Raw genomic sequence first — 17,311 nt, 5'->3', positions numbered from 1 at the left:
GCTGATTCTCAGGCCACAGTGATCCTGGCGGTGATGGAGGCCGGTCCGGTCAGCAGCACGGTGGCCCCGGGCGCCAGAGGATCGGGCCCCACGTGGACGCCCAGTTCCCCTCCGGCCACGAGCAGGCGGTAGTCCTGGGGGGCGTCCTGTCCCTGCCACACGCTCAGAGCCACAGCCGCTGCGCAGGCGCCGGTCCCACTGGAGAGGGTCTCCCCCACGCCCCGCTCAAGGACTCGCATGCGGGCCAGCCCCACGGCCCGCCCGCTGTCAGGATCCGTCTCCTCCCCCAGGGGCACCACCAGCTCCAGGTTGGTGCCCTGGTCGGGGGCTGGATCGTAGGCCACTGGCTCGCCGGAGCCCTTCAGCCCCGCCAGCTCAGCGGAGTCCAGCTCGGCCTCCTCCCCCAGGGCGAGGACGGTGTGCGGGCTGCCCATGGACACGCTCAGGGCGGCGCGCTGCCCCTTAAGCCCGGGCACGACGACGGCGGTGTCCCAGCCCTCGGCGCGGGCGGCCTCGCGGTGGGGCAGCCGTGCGGGCCCCATGTCCACGGTCCACAGGTCGCCCAGGCGGGTGAGGCTGCGCGCCCCCGCCCGGGTGCCGATGGTGATGGACTCCTCCTCCCCCACGTCAGCCAGGCCCTCATGGTCCAGGACGTGGGCGAAGAGCCGGGCGGCGTTGCCATTGACCTCGGCCACGGTGCCGTCGGCGTTGTAGTAGTCCATGAACCAGTGCGCCTGGGGGGCCGCGGCGGCGAAGTCCTGCGCGCCGGGCAGGGCCTGGGTGCGCACCACGCGCACGAAGCCGTCAGCGCCGATGCCCGCGCGCCGGTCGCACACGGCGGCGATATCGGCGGCGGAGACGGCGGCATCGCGCTCGGGGTCGACGAGCAGGAGGAAGTCGTTGAGGGTGGCGTGGCCCTTGATGAGCTCGCGCCCGCTCAGGCCCGCGCCGGGTCCCAGGGTCGATGGCATGGGCCCAAGCCTAAGGGACGAGCTCCGCGCTGCCGATCCGCTCCAGGGCCGCCTCCAGGACCCGCTGGCGCTCGCCGTCGGCCCAGTCGCCCTGGCGGGTCAGGGCCGCATCGATCCACTGGACACGCGGATCGCGGCGGAACCACTTGATCTGCCGGGAGGCGAGGCTGCGGGTGGCCTGGGCGGTCTGCTCCACGGCCTCCTGCGCGCTCATCCGGCCCGCGAGGACCTCAAGCGCCTGGGCATAGCCGATGGCCCGCGGCGCCGTGCTCCCCTCGCGCAGGCCCAGGGCCACGAGGTCCTCGGTCTCCTCCAGCAGGCCGGAGTCGAACATGGCGGCGGCGCGCGCGTCGATGCGGGTGTTGAGGACCTGTCGATCGACTCGCAGCGCCAGGTGGACGGTGGGCGCCGCGTCCCGGTAGTCCGGCAGGGAGGCGGAGAAGGGGCGGCCGGTGATCTCGATGACCTCCAGGGCCCGCACGATGCGGCGGGTGTCGCCCGGGGCGATGCGGCCGGCGGCCACCGGGTCTTGCTGGGCCAGCTCCTGGCCCAGGGCCCTGCCGCCCTCGGTGCGCGCGCGCTCCTCCAGGCGGGCGCGCACCGCGGGGTCGGTGCCGGGGAAGTCCATGTCATCGGTCAGGGCTCGCACGTAGAGCCCCGAGCCCCCCACGATGATGACCCTGGCTCCACGGGCCTCGATCGCGGCGGCGTCTGCGCGGGCGTGACGCTGGTAGGAGGCGACATTGGCCTCCTGGCGGACCTCGAGCACGTCGAACTGATGATGGGGCACGCCCCGGCGCTGGTCGACCGGGAGCTTGGCGGTGCCGATGTCCATGCCCCGGTAGAGCTGGGAGGCGTCCGCGTTGATGACCTCCGCGCGCCCCTGGTCCCGCGCCCCCAGTGCCTGGGCCAGGTCCAGGGCCAGGTCGGACTTGCCCGTCGCGGTGGGGCCCACGACGGCGATGCGCACCGCCGCCACCTCAGATCTCCGGCAGCAGGGGGCCGACGGCGCTGAGGGCCTGCGTGCAGGAGGACAGCGCCGTGTTGAGGTGCAGGCGCAGCTGGGTGTCGGTGATGCCGGAGTTGAGATCCACCATGTAGGTGGCGCGCACGCGCGGCCCCATGGGACCGTCCAGGACGCCAACGGTGGGGAAGAACTTGTCGCGGTTCCAGTCATTGGCGCTGGAGGCGATCTCATCGCGCTGGGAGGCGGGAGCGGGCTCCTGCCAGTCGCCCGAGACCAGGAGCCAGCCCTCGTGGCCCTGGGGGATCTCGATGACGAAGGGGAACTCGTCCCAGGTGCCCAGCAGGCAGGAGTGACCCTCCTCGCTGTGCTGGCGCACCGCGTATCCCATGGGCCCGGTCAGCATGGTCTCAATGCGATCCAGGTCCAGGGGCAAGGGGGCCTCGATGGCCGTGGGAGCGGAGTCCTGCGCCGGTTCCGGCGCCACTGGGCGCCGATCGGCCCGCGCCTGGGGCCGCGCGAGTCCGCCCTGCGCGTCCATGCGCGCCGGGTCGTCTCCGGTGCGCGCCGCGGGCTCCTCGGAGATGCGCCGAGCGCGGGGACGGGGATGCCCGGCGGCGCGGGGCGCCTGGGCGCGCGAGTCCCTCTCCTTGGACAGGAGCCGGGCGATGAGCCGGGACAGTCTCGGCCTGCGTCGTGGCATCACGGCTCCAGGCCTCCGCTCAGCGGGTCGGGGAACCTCTCCTCGGCCTGGCGCATGAGAGCGATGATGAGGCGGCAGCTGGTGAAGATGAAATCGGACAGCTGCTGGTCGGTCATCCCGGCGCGCAACGGGTAGGTCGCCTCCCCGTGGAGTCGGACCACACCGGCGTCATCGATGGTCAGGTAGGCCTTGGGACCGATCCGGGTGACATTCCAGTCTTCGACGAGCTCACGCAGGTGGGGAAGGTTCTCGGTCTCGGCGATGCGGTGCCATACGCCGCGCAGCTGGATGGCGCGGGTGTCCTGGAAGATGACGTGGATGGTCACCAGGCGCCAGGGGATGCCCACATCGCCCTCGTCGTCGATGAAGTAGCGCAGCCCCAGGCCCTGGACGCTGCGGCGCACGCGCTCGGTGTCAACCGGTGCGGGCGCGACTGGCGCGGGCGTGTCGGAGGCGGGCATGCCTCCAGCGTAATGGGGTCGCCTTCGGGGAGTCTGCATGCTGTGGCGGGCTCCACCCTGAGCGCAACGCGGGGCACGGCCGGCACGGCCAGCAGGGCCGGGCGCTGTCCACGGCTGAGGCCTGAGGGCGTCAGGGAGCACCAAGGGGCGGGGGTCCCTCAGGAGTACTCAAGGGGTTGAGGCCTGGGAGGTCGTCGCGCCCGGCGTCGCAGCGGCCTTGCGGGCCTGCTCGGCGATGGCGTCGACCGCGTCGTTGAAGGCCCTGGAGGTCTTGGAGGCCCCGGCCAGCGCCTCGACATGCGCGTCCTCCACGCTGCGGCCCACGACCTCCTCATCGATCTTGTCCACGAAGCGCTGCACATGCTCCTTGGAGGTGTCGGTCAGTGCGTGCCCGACGACGTCGACATCGGTGATCCGACCCTCGGAGAGGGTGAGGGTGACGTCGATGGAGTCCTCCTCCACCAGGTCGTCGATGGGGCCGTAGGCCTCCGAGGCGCTGTAGCGTCCATCGGCGTAGGGCCCAGCGGTGGGCGAGGTCGCCGAGCTCGGCTCCCGGGTGGGCTGCGCGCTGCCGGTGGAGGAGGCTGAGCCCTCCTGGGGGCGCCCGGCGTACTCGTCCTGACCGGGGGTGACCTCCTGGCTCCCGCAGCCGCTCATACCCGCTGCCGCCAGTGCGGCACCCGCGACGGTGACGACCCTGACCAGGGAGCGCCGCTGGCGGCTGTCATGGGGGTGGTGCTGGTGACTGCTCATCGATCCTCCTGACTCGTCCTGCTCCCCGGGTCCGCCTCCTGGACCGGCTGGTCCGGGGATTCCTGGGAAGCGCCGTCCGGGTCGGGCTCGGGGCCGGGCCCATCGGGCTCCGAGTCGTGCCCGGAGAAGTCCAGCATGTCGGAGTCTCGCCGCGCCACCGAGCCGTCATTCATCCTCTCCCCCACCAGTCTGCCGTGGTTGAGCAGGATCTGGCGCTGGGCGCAGGAGGCGACGTAGGCGTCGTGGGTGACCACGATGAGCGTGGTCCCCTGCTCGTGCAGGCGGCGGAAGATGTCCAGGACGAGCTGCTCATTGGTCTCATCCAGGTTCCCGGTGGGCTCATCGGCCAGGACGATGTCGGGGTGGTTGATCAGGGCCCGGGCGATGCACACGCGCTGCTGCTCCCCGCCCGAGAGCTGGGAGGGCAGGTGGTGGGCGCGATCGGCCAGGCCCACCGTGTCCAAGGCCTCCATGGCCTCCTTCTCATCGGTCATGGAGTGGTAGTACTGGGCCACCATGACGTTCTCCACGGCGGTCAGATGAGCGATGAGATGGAACTGCTGGAAGACCAGTCCGATGACGTTCTTGCGGATCTCGGTGAGCTGGGCGGCGTTGAGGGCGCTGAGCTCGCGCCCGTCGAGCGTGACCGAGCCCTTCGAGGCGGTGTCCATGCAGCCGATGATGTTCATCAGCGTGGTCTTCCCCGATCCCGAGGAGCCCACGATGGACAGCCACTGCCCGCGGGGGACCTCCAGGCTGAGATCATCCACCGCGTGCAGCTCGCCGTAGATCTTGGACACGTGGGACAGCTCGAGCAGCATGTCATTCCTCCTTCAGGACGAGCGCGGGATCGATGCGCGAGGCGCGGCGCACCGGCGAGTAGGAGGCTGCCACGGCCACCAGCGCGGAGAGGAGCACGGTGGCCAGCGCCAGGGGCCAGTTGAAGGAGATGGAGGTCTCGAAGACCCCCAGGCAGACGGCCACCGCCAGGACGTGTCCCAGCCCGGCCCCGATGAGTCCGCCCACCGCTCCCAGGACGGCGGCCTCCGAGTGGAACTCCAGTGCGATGGACCTGCCGGAGGCGCCCAGGGCCTTGCGCAGACCGATCTCCTGGCGCCGCTCGGAGACGACCACGGTCATCGTCGTGGAGACGCCCACCAGGGTCAGGGCCAGCACAACAGCGGAAACCACCCAGAACAGGGTGTTGAGCATCGTGATGATGCGGGTATCGCCGGAGGTGATCTTGGAGACCGGCTCAGCGCGGAGCCCCTGCCCGGCATCGTCGACCGCCGAGACCACCGAGTCCATCGGGGTCAGCGAGGTGTCGATGGACATCTCGATGACGTCGTAGCCCGCATCAGCGCTGCCGGTGAGCTCCTCGACGGCGACCGCCGGGGCGTAGACGATGTCGTCCTCCTCTCCCCCGGTGTCGACAATGCCGGCCACTCTCCATGAGGCCTCGCCCTGGGCCTCCTCCTCGGGCTCCTGCGCCTGCCCGCCCTGGGAGGAGCCGGCCTCGGAATCCGAGTGGCCGCCATGCCCGCTGTGGCCGCTGTGCCCGCTGTGGCCGGCATGGTCGCTGCTCTCGGCGGAGCCGCTCGGCTCGTCGCCGGCGGAGGGGCTCTGGCTCGCCCCGGGCGTGGCGGTCTGGAGGTGGGAGTTGTCCAGGGCGAGGTTGTCGCTGGAGAGGTACTCGGCGGTCACGGTCGACCCGATCTCCAGCCCCGCGGCCTGCGCCACGTCCTTGCCGATGATGACCTCGCCCTGCTGGGGCCAGCGGCCCTCGAGCGACCAGTGCCCGTTGAGCTCGCGGACCTGGTCAACGTCGATGCCGGCCAGGAGATAGGGGGAACGGTTGATGCGCACCGTCTCGTAGCGGTAGGCGGCGCTCTCCACCTCACCGGTGCCGCTGGCCCGGGAGACCGCCTGGATAACGGCGTGAGCCTCGGCGTCGGGGATCCGATTGGAGGAGCCGTCCTGCGAGACGGGCACCACGATGAGGTTCGCGCCGAACTGGCGCATCTGGGCGCTCATCTGAGCCGGGATGGCCAGGCATACCGCGGCCAGGCAGAACAGCGTGACGGCTCCCACCGCCGAGGAGAGCATGGCGGTGAGCACCCGCGAGCGCCGTCGCAGGACGGCGGAGGCCAGCATGGTGAGGAACATGCGGCGATTGGTCATGGGGCGCCTGCGCCCGGCGCGCTGCCCTGCTGGCAGTGGTGGTCTGGTCATTGTCATCATCCTCCTGGCCATCGGCTCATCTGCGGTGCAGGGCGGTCGCCGGCTGGATCCGCAGGATCGAGCGCATCGAGGAGGCCGTGGCCACCAGGAGGACGAGCGCGATGAGGATGGTGACCAGCACGTAGACCATGGGGCGCATGGTGATGGTCGATTCGAAGACGACCGCGCCGATCACCTGGGCCAGTCCCGAGCCGATGGCCGCTCCCACCACTGTCCCTATGACGCCGATGACAGCGGTCTCGGCCAGGATGAGGCGGTTGACGGAGGCCGAGGAGGCGCCCACGGCCTTGAGCAGGGCGAACTCGCTGGTGCGCTCCACCAGGGAGGCCGTGGTCAGGGAGGCCACCGCCAGGGCTGCCGCCACCAGGCTCAGGGCGGTCATGAGGATCATGAGCGCCTGGGTCTTGGACAGCACATTGCCCTCCACCGCGGCGACCTGGCGCACCTGCTTGGCCACCGCCCCGGGCATGACCTCCTCGATCTGGTAGGAGATGGAGGAGGCGTAGGCGGTGCAGTACCAGGTCTCCCACTCCGTGCTGGACAGGGCGGCGGGGTTGGAGGCCGCCTTGCGCGACAGGTCGTTCTCCGGCGTGGTCAGGGCCTTGACCTCGACCTGCTCCACGCTGCCCGGCCGGCCCGAGAGCTCCTGGATGACCGCCAGGGGCGCGTACAGGGTCCTGTCATCGTCGTCGCCGGAGGTGTAGACGCCCGAGATCCTCAGCTCGCGCTGCCCCTGGGCGCCGGCCAGGGTGATGGTCTGCCCGGTGCCCACGCCCAACTGCTCGGCCAGCTCGGCGCCCACGATCGCCTCATCGGCGTCGTCGCGGGGCCAGGCGCCGTCGACCTCCCACCAGGAGCGCAGGGTGGTCACCCCCAGTGTCGTGCTCTCCCCGGTGGACAGGGTCAGGTCCTTGTCGAACCAGGTGCCTGTGGCCAGGATCTCGCTCGTGGTCCCCGAGTCCGAGGAGACGGTCACCGAGCCGGAGAGGGTGGGTGCCAGGTCCACGATGTTGTAGGCCCAGAAGATCGTCTTGATCCCGGCGACCTCCTCCTCGTTGAGGAATGAGGCGGCCTCGGTGTCCTGGCTGGTCTCGTAGAGGTTGTCGACCACGGCGCCCGACCGGGGCTGGACGACGATGTTGGAGCCGTAGGTGGTCAGCTCGGCGTTGATCTTGTCCCCGACGTCGAGCACGACGCCGAGCATGGCCACGGAGATCGAGGCGCTCAGGGCGACGGTCAGGGCGATGAGCGCCCGGCGCCGCAGCTGGCGGCTGAAGGAGCGGTGGAGCAGGCGCAGCAGGAACATGTCAGGAGAACACCTCCGCCGATTCCTCCAGGATGGATGTGGCGATGATCAGGTCCCCGCCCTCGACGGTGAAGTCGAGGGGGATGGGGTTGCAGCCCCCCTTGAACCCGATGGTGGCGGGGTTGATGGCCACATCGCAGCGCAGGCAGATGACCTTGCCCTCGTCCTCGTAGTAGCCCGAGGGACCGCAGTTCTCACAGGCGTCCAGGCCCACCCCGTAGGCCCCTCCGTTCTTCAGGATGGCGATGAAGCGCACCTCGGTGGAGTCCTGGGCCGCGTAGGCGTATCGGTGCAGGTGTCCGTCGGCCAGCGCTGATAGCGCCAGGCGCGCCTGCCCGGCGGCCTTGTCCAGCGCGTAGTCCTCGGGCTCGGAGAGGGTGGGGACCTCGTTGACCTTGGCCAGGGCGATCGTGCGGGTCAGCGCCAGGCCTCCCAGCGCCAGTGCGGCGGCCATGACCCAGCGGCGCGAGCGACGGCGCTCGGCGCGCTGGGAGCGCTCCCGGGCGGGATTGGGCTGGGCGACAGGGGGCGTGAGGGTGGTGGCGAGCAGGCCGATCAGCGGCACGAGGAAGACCGCAGCGACGGTGATGAGGATGAGTCCCTGGGCGTTGTTGGTGGCCCAGATCAGGGCGCGGAAGGCGGGTCCGTGGAGCTGGAGGCGATGGGTGGCGTGCAGGTGGCGGACCAGGTCCGCGCCGTCCATGGCCGTCATGGCCACCCCGAACACCAGGGCCGTGAGGTGGGCCGCTCGCCTGGGGATGCGCCGCAGGGCGCGGACATTGATGAAGGCGAGCAGTGACACCGCGCCCCAGCCGCCCAGGAAGCCGAGCAGGCGCAGGAGCATCTCGGAGGAGACCACGGTCTGCCCCGGCTCGATGAAGGCCGTCAGTTGGAGGATGACCTCCTGTGCCGCGCGGAAGAATGACAGGACCAGCACCAGGCAGGCCACCGCGTTGGCCGCGAGACTGAAGCGCCCCTCGTGGCCCCAGCGGGTGCGCGCCACCAGCACCGCCAGGATGGCCAGGAGCACGAGGTCGCCGATGACCAGAAGCGTTGCGGTGGGCAGGTTGACGGCGGTGCGCGACTGCAGGACGGCGGTGGCTCGCAGGACGGCGAAGACGACGGCTGCGGCCAGGCCCGCGCCGGCGGCCGCCATCCGGGCCCTACTGGCCCGGGGCCAGCCGTTGACGAGATCCGGGGTCAGGACCACGGTCAGCGCGGCCAGGAGCAGGAAGGGGACGGTCATGCCCCCGACGACGGAAACGAAGTGCTCCAGCATGATGATGAGCTCCTCTCCTCACCGGTTCGCTCGCGCAGGACTGCCGCCTGCTCGAGCCGCCCGCGGGGTGGGACAGCGGCCCAGGTGGCCACGCATGCCGCCCCGCGGGCCATGCATCGACGGGCGATTCACCGGCTGCTCACCACTGCCCCGGGGTGTAGTCCCAGTCCCAGGTCAGCTCGATCGGCTCGGTCCAGAAGCGGCCCTTGACACCGGTCTCCTCGTCCACGTGCAGGACCCACCCGTTCTCCTCCGGGCTGTGGATGATGACCTTGAGCTCGTACTGGCCGGCATCGGGCAGGGCCACATTGCCGCCGTAGTGGGGGCCGTCGGAGGCGTTCATCTCCATGAAGGTGCCCTTGGTGACCTCCTTGCCCGTGGACTTGTCGGAGATGGTGTACTCCACCGTCAGGCCGGGGACGAAGTCACCGCCGCCGTAGCCCAGGGTGTTGCTCTCCAGGGCGCTGACGTCGGCCTCCAGGTGGAGATCGGCGTCCTTGGCCGCCAGGCCCGATCCCGCCGGCTCCATGTCGATGGGCTGGAAGTAGACCATGGCCACGTTGATCTGGTCCTCGGCCTCCTGGTCGTCCCCGACCGGGAACTCCTCGAAGCCGGCACCGGAGTCGCCTCCTGAGTCCTGGGCGGCCGTTCCTGTGGCCCCGGAGGAGGCGCCCTGTCCGGTATCGCCCGAGGAGCAGGCCGCCAGGCCGAGTGCGCCGGCCAGGACGAGGGCGCCCAGGGCGCTGGTGATCTTCAGTGATCGCATAGCAGGATTCCTTTGCTGAGTGATGTGGGTGATTGGGAACTGTGTGCCCGGCGCGGCGATCCGCGCCGTGGTCAGGGGCGAGACGACCGGCCATCACCCCTCATCGGTCGATGGCGCTGAGCCGTCCTGCGCCCGGGCGGCGCGCTGCCTCATCAGGGAGATCACCGCCAGGGTGATGACGATGACGGCCATGACGGCTTGGACGCTGAGGGTCTCGACGTAGGGGTAGACGCCCAGGTAGTCGTAGGTGGGCCACCCCTGGAGGTAGGTGGCCGGGATGACGTCGCCCTCCAGCAGGGCGTGAGAGCCGCCCCCGGCGAAGACCACCACGAGGAGGGACAGCATGATCGAGGTGATGAGGAAGAAGGGCCGCAGCGGGATGCGCACGGAGGTGTAGCGGATGAGCAGGAAGATCACCACCAGCACTGCCGCTCCTGCGGCGAAGCCCTGCCAGATGCTCGTGCTCCCTCCGGGGTCGATGGCCAGCAGCGCCTCGTAGAACAGGATGGTCTCCGCCCCCTCGCGGAAGACCGCGAGGAAGCTCAGTGAGGCCAGCGCCCACACCCCGCCGTTGGAGATCGACGCCGCGGCGCGATCCTTGATGTACCTGCTCCACGCCTGGGTCGAGGATTTCGAGAGCATCCAGTTGGAGGTGAACAGGAGCATCACCATGGCCGCCAGGGCGACGATGCCCTCCAGGACCTCCTGGTGGGAGGAGGCCGAGTTGTAGAGCACCCGGAAGAGCACGGCGACCACGCCGGAGGCCGCCAGGCCCGCTGCCACGCCCAGGTAGATGTGCTTGACCCGGTCCTTCATGCCGGCCTTGACCAGGTAGGCGATGGTGGCCGCCACCACGAGGATGGCCTCCAGCCCCTCGCGCAGCAGGATGAGGAAGGCCTGGCCGAAGGAGCCGGAGAGGAAGGCGCGCACCGGGCCGACCTGAGCCGCACCGCCGTCGAGAGCCGCGGCGTCCTGGGTGAGCATGGAGGTCAGGCGGTCCGCCTCACTGGTGAGGTCCTGGCCGGTCTTACCGGCGATCATGGCCTTGCGAACCACTTTGAACTGGTTCTCCACCTCGGAGACCCGGCTGCCCGAGATCGCCGCCATGACGGTCTTCTCGAATCCGAGCTTCTCGTAGTAGCCGTAGTAGGCCTGGTTGACCAGCGCGGCACCGGCCTTGCCGTCGCCGGCCTGGGCCTTGTCCACCCCCTGATTGATGAGCTCGTTCATCTCCGCGGCCACCTGGGTCCAGGAGCGATCCCCGCGCCCCTCGTTGACGCGGGTCTTGGAGGCGTCGAGCTCGGCGCGCTGGGAGGCGATCGCGGTGGCCTGCCGCGAGGCGTAGTCGCGCGGCCCGGGCAGGTCGGCGATGGCGTCGAGCTCGGTGGCGGCGGTGGTCAGATCACTGGTGAGGGTCTCGACCCCCTGCGCCAGGGATTCCTCATTCCCGCTGGTGCGTGCGTCCTTGCGCAGGGCGGAGAACTGGGACGTGTGATCGTCCCTGGTCTCCTGGCCGATTCGGGCGGCGATGACCTCGCTGAGGTTGGAGGCGACGTATCCGGAGCTGTAGGTGCGCCTGAAGCCGGCCGCCGCCCCGGCGGTATCGCCGCTGCGGTAGGAGCTCAGGGCCGCGTCCAGCTCCGCGACCACGGCATCGGCCGCCTCGCCCCAGGTGGCGTAGTCGCTGTCGGCGTCGGCGGCGCGGGCCCAGGGTGCCGGCAGCAGGAGCGAGGCGAGCAGGAGGATCAATACGGGCGCCGTCGCCCGCATGGCTGGCTCCGACCGGGTGCGCACCGCGACCCTCACAGCCCTCATAGCCCTTGTCCGGGCATCGACCGGCGATGAGACTGAGTGCATGGCGGCATCCTTTGCACGACGACGAGTCGTTGGCTTTGTAGGTAAGGCTAACCTTTATGCGAAAGACTAGATTGCGTGAAACCTGTACGTCAAAGCCCTCGGCGAGATCAGGCCGCCCGCACCACCTCAACCGCTCGCATGGCAGCATTCCGTCCGCAGGACGCCCTCGCGTCCAGCACATGGTCCTTCCCTGCCACTGGCACCACCTGGCGGGTGTCCACGGCCGCCCCCCTCGCTCCTGCGCTGCGCGAGGAGATCACGGCCCTGGTCGAGGCCTTCGAGCAGACCTGGTCGCGCTTCCGCCCCTCCTCCCTGGTCAGCCGCGCGGCCCGGGGCGAGATGGGGCCCGGCCCGATCAGCCTGGGGCTGCCGGCGGGCAGCGCCGCCATGCTCGATCTCTACGACGTCTTTCACCGCCTGACCGAGGGGCGCGTGGACCCGCTGGTGGGCAACGACCTGGTGGAGCTGGGATACGACCCGCTCCTCAGCTTCACGGTGCGCGACGGCGCGCCCGAGAGGCTGGGGGCCGTCCGCGGCAGGCCCACATGGGCGCAGGCGGTGGAGCACGAGGGCGACGCGCTCACACTGCGCGAGCCGGCGCTCATCGATATCGGCGCGGTCGGCAAGGGCTTCCTGGCCGATCTCATCGGTCAGACCCTGGAGGCCGCCGGTGCGGGGGACTACCTCATCGACGGCTCGGGCGACCTGCTGGTGCACTGCGCCCGTCCCGTGCGGATCGGGCTGGAGCAGCCCGGCAGGCCGGGCTTCGTCGTCGGCGCGGTGGAGATCAGTCGGGGCGCCGTCTGCGGCTCCGGGGTGGACCGGCGCGCCTGGGGCGAGGGCCTCCACCACATCCTCGACGCCGTGACCGGGCGGCCGGTGCAGCCAGTGGCCGCCGCCTGGGCGATGGCCCCCACCTGCGCGCTGGCCGACGGCCTGGCCACCGCGCTGTTCACCACCGCCCCCGAGCGCCTGGCCTCAGAGATCGCCTACGACTTCGCGCTCCTGCGCACCGACGGCTCGGCCTCCACCTCCCGAACCTTCCACCGCCTGGGAGAGCTCTACACCTCCTGACCAGTCGGGCGCTGCGCACTGCGGGTGGCGAGCCCGCGATAGCGTCATCGCCCAGCAGGACGCGCAACTCCACCAGGGGGTCGGATGGGGCTGCTCCCGCCCCGGCCTCAGATGCTCCGGGGCTGGCCCAGGGCGCTCATGCCGCCACGGTCGGGGGCACCGATGCGGATGGTGGGCATGCCGATGGACACGGGGGCGGCATCGGACTCCGGGGTGGCACAGGCCTCGGCCCGGCGGCGCTCCCAGGCGTCCCCCGCGCGGGTGCGGCGCACCTCGAACAGGGCGGGACCCTCGTCGTACCAGACCCGGTCCCCCGCGGCGCGGGAATTATTGGCGGCCAGCTCCTCGGGGCTCAGGGCCCGCCCGCACAGGGCCGAGTCGGCGATGAGGTTGTGGGGCGCGCCATGCGTGACGCGCACGGTCACCATGTCACCGGGCCGGGGAGCCCCGCCGTCGTAGTCATCGGCGGCGAGCCCCGCGGGCAGGGCCAGATGAACCAGCCGGTTGTCCGCGGCCCGCCCCGAGACCCGGGCGGTGGCACTGTCACGGCGCCCCTCGCCCTCGGCGACGAGCACTTCCACGATCCGCCCCTCCTGGGCCGCATTCTCCTCGTGGGTGATGCGCCGCACGAGCTCATCGAGCCGCCGGTAGCGGTCCTTGACCACCTCGACGGGCACGGGCTCCAGGTCGGCGGCCGGGGTTCCGGGGCGCGGGGAGTACTCGAAGGTGAAGGCCGAGGCGAAGCGCGCCTTCTCGACGACCTCGAGGGTGGCGGCGAAGTCCTCCTCGGTCTCGCCGGGGAAGCCCACGATGATATCCGTGGTGATGGCGGCCTCGGGCATGGCGGCGCGCACGCGATCCAGGATCCCCAGGAAGCGCTCGGAGCGGTAGGAGCGGCGCATGGCCCGCAGGATCCGGTCGGAGCCCGACTGCAGGGGCATGTGCAGGCTGGGCATGACCGCCGGCGTGGAGGCCATGGCCTCGATGACGTCGTCGGTGAAGGCGGCCGGGTGGGGGCTGGTGAAGCGCACCCGCTCGATCCCCTCCACGGCACCGGCCGCCCGCAGCAGCCCGGCGAAGGCCCCTCGATCCCCGAAGCCCACGCCGTAGGAGTTGACGTTCTGACCCAGCAGGGTCACCTCGATGGCGCCCTGGGCGGCGACGGCCTCGACCTCGGCCAGGACCTCCCCGGGGCGCCGATCGCGCTGCTTGCCGCGCAGGGAGGGAACGATGCAGAAGGTGCAGGTGTTGTTGCAGCCCACGGCGATGGAGACCCAGGCCGCATAGGCCGACTCCCGCCGCGTGGGCAGGGTGGAGGGGAAGACCTTGAGGGACTCCTCCAGCTCGACGGCGGCGGCCTCGTTGTGGCGGGCCCGCTCCAGCAGGGCGGGCAGGACGTCCAAGTTGTGGGTGCCGAAGACGACGTCGACCCAGGGGGCCCGCTCGACGATCCCCTCACCCATCTGCTGGGCCAGGCAGCCGGCCACGGCGATCTGCATGCCAGGGCGCTCGCGCTTGACCGCGGCCAGCTGCCCCAGGTTGCCGAACAGGCGGGTGGCGGCGTTCTCCCGCACCGAGCAGGTGTTGATGATGACCACATCCGCCCCGCCATCACCGGCCGGGGTCGCCCGGGCGGCCGCGGCCGGGACATCCTCGACCCGCAGATAGCCCGCCCGCTCCAGCAGGCCCGCCATGTGCTCGGAGTCGTGGACATTCATCTGGCACCCCAGGGTCCGCACGTGATAGGTGCGCGGCACCGGCCCGACGGCGCCCTCGGGGGCGATCGAGCGGGCGTCCAGGGCGGGGGCGGTGGTCTCAAGGCCTGTCATCGGGGGCGATTCTAGGGGCCGGGGAGACCGGCTCCCAGCCCGCTGGCCGTGAGGCGCTGCACGGGTCGGGCCTTCCCGATCCGTGCGGGAGTGGTCCGGGCCGCGGCACAGGACCTATGATGTGGCACCGTTCATGAGCTCACCGGAGGTATTCATGGCCCAGCGACGCGCCACCGCCCACGCCCCCTTCGCCCACCGCCACCTGGGCACGACGGGACCCGAGTTGGGCACCATCCTTCAGCGGCTCGCCGTCGCCGACCTCGAGGATGTGGCAGCGGCGGCGATCCCCGAGGGCCTGCCAGTCCTGCCCCCGCGGGAGCACGCCCAGCCGGCCAGCCCCAGCGCGGGCGGCCTGGACGAGGCCGGCGCCATCGAGGCGCTGCGCGCCCTGGCGGCGCTCAACGACCCCCATGTCGAGATGATCGGCCAGGGCTACCACCCCTGCCTGACTCCAGCGGTCATCGCCCGCGACATCCTGGGCAACCCGGCCTGGACCACCTCCTACACCCCCTACCAGGCGGAGATCTCCCAGGGCCGCCTGGAGGCGCAGCTGCTCTTCCAGACGGTGATCTGCGACCTGACCGGCCTGCCGGTGGCCTGCACCTCCCTGCTGGACGAGGCCACCGCCGTGGCCGAGGCCGCCACCCTCATGGCCCGCGCCGCGCGAGCCAACCGGGGCACGGTGATCCTCGATGCGGGACTGCACCCCCAGTGCCTTGAGGTGGCACGATCCCGCTGCCAGGCCCTGGGCCTGGAGACCCTCCAGATCGGGGCGGAGGAGATCAGCGATGCGGCCGCGCTCCCCGAGGCGCTGCTGGGGGCCGTCCTGGCGCACACCACCACCCGGGGGCGGGTCCAGGACCTGTCAGCCGCCGTTCGCGTCGTTCACGACCGCGGCGGCCTGGTGGCCATCGACGCCGATCCCCTGGCCCTGACCGTCCTGGCCTGCCCCGGGCAGATCGGCGCCGACATCGCCGTCGGATCGGCCCAGCGCCTGGGGGTCCCCCTGTTCTTCGGCGGGCCCCACCCGGGATTCATGGCCGTCTCCCAGGCGCTCCAGCGCCAGATCCCCGGGCGGATCGTGGGGGTCTCGCGCGACGCCGAGGGCGCCCAGGCCTACCGCCTGGCCCTCCAGACGCGCGAGCAGCACATCCGCCGGCAGAAGGCCACCTCGAACATCTGCACCGCCCAGGCGCTGCTGGCCGTGGTGGCCGCCATGTACGCCGTCCACCACGGCCCCCAGGGCCTGCGCGACATCGCCACCGCCATCCATGAGCGGGCCGCGCAGATCGCTGTCGGAGTGCGGCAGGCCGGCCTGGAGATCGAGCACGAGGACTTCTTCGACACCCTGGCCGTGCGCCTCGCCGACGCCGCCCAGGCCGTGGCTCGCGCCGAGGCCGGCGGCTACAACCTGCGCCTGCTCGACGCCGAGCACGTCGGGGTCTCGACCAACGAGACGACCACGGCCGCCGATGTCAGTCGCGTCATCGCCCTGCTCACCGGCCAGGAGCTCGACGATGCGCAGCCCGCCCCGCCGGCCGACGGGGTCCTCCCCCTGCCGCAGGCCCTGACCCGCGAGGGGGACTTCCTGACCCATCCCACCTTCCACGAGCATCGCAGCGAGGCCTCACTGGTGCGCTACCTGCGTCGCCTGGCGGATCGGGACCTGGCACTGGACCGCACGATGATCCCCCTGGGGTCATGCACCCTGAAGCTCAATGCGGCCGTGGAGTCGGCGGCGTGGCTCGATCCTGCGCTCGCGGGCATCCACCCCTACGCCCCTGCCCGCCAGACCCGGGGGTGGCGGCGCATCCTGGGCCAGCTCTCCAGCCGCCTGGCGCGCCTGGCCGGATACGACCGGATCAGCCTCCAGCCCGCCTCCGGCGCCCAGGGCGAGCTGGCGGGCCTGCTGGCCATCTCCTCCTACCTGGAGTCGATCGGCCAGGGCCAGCGGGACACCTGCCTGGTGCCGGCCTCCGCGCACGGGACGAATGCCGCCTCGGCCGCGGGGGCGGGCATGCGCGTGGTGGTCGTGGCCTCGGCGGCGGACGGCTCCATCGACGTCGAGGACCTGCGCAGGGCCCTGGCCGCCAATGAGAGAAGGGTGGCGGCGATCATGCTGACCTACCCCTCGACCCATGGGGTCTTCGAGCCGCAGGTGACCCAGGTGGCCGAGCTGGTGCACGCCGCGGGCGGCCAGGTCTACATCGACGGCGCGAATCTCAACGCCCTGTGCGGCCTCATGCGGCCCGGGGACCTGGGCGGGGACGTCTCCCACCTCAACCTCCACAAGACCTTCGCCATCCCCCACGGGGGCGGCGGCCCGGGGGTGGGGCCGGTGGCGGTCAAGGCGCATCTGGCCCCCTTCCTTCCCGGCGCCCCCACGGGCTCGGCGGCCCCTGTGGACGGCGACCCGGACACCGGCTTCACCGGGGCCCCGGTCTCCGGGGCTCGCTTCGGCTCAGCCGGGGCCATGCCACTGGCCTGGTCCTACCTGGCCCTCATGGACGACGCCGATCTGCGCACCGCCTCCCTGAGCGCGATCGCGCACGCCAACTACATCGCCGCCGAGCTGGCGGACTCCTTCCCCACCCTGTACTCGGGCCCTGGGGGCTGGGTCGCCCATGAGTGCATCCTGGACCTGCGCGAGCTGACGGCCGCCACCGGGGTGAGCGCCGAGGACGTGGCCAAGCGACTCATCGACTTCGGCTTCCACGCCCCCACCCTGGCCTTCCCGGTGGCCGGGACCCTCATGGTCGAGCCCACCGAGTCCGAGCCCAAGGCTGAGCTCGACAGGTTCATCGCCGCGATGCGCACGATCCGCGCCGAGATCGATGAGATCGCGGCAGGCGCGGTCGCCCTTGAGGACTCGGTCGTGCGGCGCGCCCCTCACACGCTGGCCCAGGTGGCGGGTGATGATTGGGATCGTCCCTACCCGCGCAGTCGGGCCGCCTTCCCCCTGGAGGGCATGGAGCGGGACAAGTACTTCGCACCGGTGGCCCGGATCGACAACGCCTTCGGGGACCGCAACCTCGCCTGCACCTGCCCACCGCCCACCGCCTTCCAGGATGAGGCGATCTGAGCCCCCGATCTGAGAGCCAAGGAGA

Annotated in this window: 14 protein-coding genes; 2 read left to right on the top strand and 12 right to left on the bottom strand. The window is 71.3% G+C overall.

Going from position 1 to position 17,311, the window contains the following annotated elements:
* Nucleotides 1-8: 8 nt before the first annotated feature.
* The 11 genes from dapF to EL266_RS07535 form a co-directional block, all read right to left on the bottom strand.
* Nucleotides 9-971: a diaminopimelate epimerase gene (gene dapF / locus EL266_RS07585; protein WP_026426784.1), complete on the bottom strand. Its 963-nt coding sequence runs from the start codon at nucleotides 969-971 to the stop codon at nucleotides 9-11.
* A 10-nt stretch (nucleotides 972-981) separates the two neighbouring features.
* On the bottom strand, nucleotides 982-1,941 hold the full coding sequence (miaA, locus tag EL266_RS07580; protein WP_026426783.1) for a tRNA (adenosine(37)-N6)-dimethylallyltransferase MiaA: 960 nt from the start codon (nucleotides 1,939-1,941) through the stop codon (nucleotides 982-984).
* A 10-nt stretch (nucleotides 1,942-1,951) separates the two neighbouring features.
* Nucleotides 1,952-2,638, bottom strand: coding sequence for a type III secretion system chaperone family protein (locus EL266_RS13735; RefSeq protein WP_026426782.1), 687 nt, complete (start codon nucleotides 2,636-2,638; stop codon nucleotides 1,952-1,954).
* Entirely contained in the window at nucleotides 2,638-3,099 is a 462-nt protein-coding gene (locus tag EL266_RS07570) for a YbjN domain-containing protein (protein ID WP_026426781.1), read from the bottom strand. The genes EL266_RS13735 and EL266_RS07570 overlap by 1 nt, the downstream gene beginning before the upstream one ends.
* 168 nt (nucleotides 3,100-3,267) lie before the next feature.
* Complete coding sequence (locus tag EL266_RS07565) at nucleotides 3,268-3,852, bottom strand: FMN-binding protein (protein ID WP_026426780.1); 585 nt, start codon at nucleotides 3,850-3,852, stop codon at nucleotides 3,268-3,270.
* On the bottom strand, nucleotides 3,849-4,673 hold the full coding sequence (locus EL266_RS07560) for an ABC transporter ATP-binding protein (RefSeq protein ID WP_084500652.1): 825 nt from the start codon (nucleotides 4,671-4,673) through the stop codon (nucleotides 3,849-3,851). Before EL266_RS07560 ends, EL266_RS07565 begins: the two co-directional genes overlap by 4 nt.
* 1 nt (nucleotide 4,674) lies before the next feature.
* Nucleotides 4,675-6,084 carry an ABC transporter permease gene (locus EL266_RS07555; RefSeq protein WP_051281084.1) on the bottom strand — a complete coding sequence of 470 codons (1,410 nt, stop codon included), beginning with the start codon at nucleotides 6,082-6,084 and terminating at the stop codon, nucleotides 4,675-4,677.
* Between the two features lie 25 nt (nucleotides 6,085-6,109).
* Nucleotides 6,110-7,399: an ABC transporter permease gene (locus EL266_RS07550; RefSeq protein WP_026426778.1), complete on the bottom strand. Its 1,290-nt coding sequence runs from the start codon at nucleotides 7,397-7,399 to the stop codon at nucleotides 6,110-6,112.
* Between the two features lies 1 nt (nucleotide 7,400).
* The gene (locus EL266_RS07545) at nucleotides 7,401-8,678 is read right to left on the bottom strand and encodes a DUF2318 domain-containing protein (protein ID WP_026426777.1); all 1,278 of its coding nucleotides are present in this window, start codon (nucleotides 8,676-8,678) and stop codon (nucleotides 7,401-7,403) included.
* Between the two features lie 139 nt (nucleotides 8,679-8,817).
* Nucleotides 8,818-9,444: an iron transporter gene (locus EL266_RS07540; protein WP_026426776.1), complete on the bottom strand. Its 627-nt coding sequence runs from the start codon at nucleotides 9,442-9,444 to the stop codon at nucleotides 8,818-8,820.
* A 93-nt stretch (nucleotides 9,445-9,537) separates the two neighbouring features.
* A complete protein-coding gene (locus EL266_RS07535) occupies nucleotides 9,538-11,214 on the bottom strand; it encodes an FTR1 family iron permease (RefSeq protein WP_232011983.1) in 1,677 nt (558 codons plus the stop codon).
* Between the two features lie 225 nt (nucleotides 11,215-11,439).
* Here EL266_RS07535 and EL266_RS07530 point away from each other — a divergent pair, with 225 nt between their 5' ends.
* Nucleotides 11,440-12,375, top strand: a complete 936-nt coding sequence (locus EL266_RS07530) for an FAD:protein FMN transferase (RefSeq protein ID WP_026426774.1) — start codon at nucleotides 11,440-11,442, stop codon at nucleotides 12,373-12,375.
* 107 nt (nucleotides 12,376-12,482) lie between these two features.
* On the opposite strand, the gene miaB is transcribed toward EL266_RS07530, so the two are convergent.
* The gene (gene miaB, locus EL266_RS07525) at nucleotides 12,483-14,204 is read right to left on the bottom strand and encodes a tRNA (N6-isopentenyl adenosine(37)-C2)-methylthiotransferase MiaB (RefSeq protein WP_034514818.1); all 1,722 of its coding nucleotides are present in this window, start codon (nucleotides 14,202-14,204) and stop codon (nucleotides 12,483-12,485) included.
* Nucleotides 14,205-14,337: 133 nt separating this feature from the next.
* Between miaB and gcvP the strand changes: the two genes are divergently transcribed.
* Complete coding sequence (gene gcvP, locus EL266_RS07520) at nucleotides 14,338-17,286, top strand: aminomethyl-transferring glycine dehydrogenase (protein ID WP_232011982.1); 2,949 nt, start codon at nucleotides 14,338-14,340, stop codon at nucleotides 17,284-17,286.
* Nucleotides 17,287-17,311: the final 25 nt, after the last annotated feature.

The sequence above is a fragment of the Actinomyces slackii genome, from assembly GCF_900637295.1.
GTDB lineage: Bacteria > Actinomycetota > Actinomycetes > Actinomycetales > Actinomycetaceae > Actinomyces > Actinomyces slackii.
This window is presented reverse-complemented; position numbering and strand designations above follow the sequence as displayed.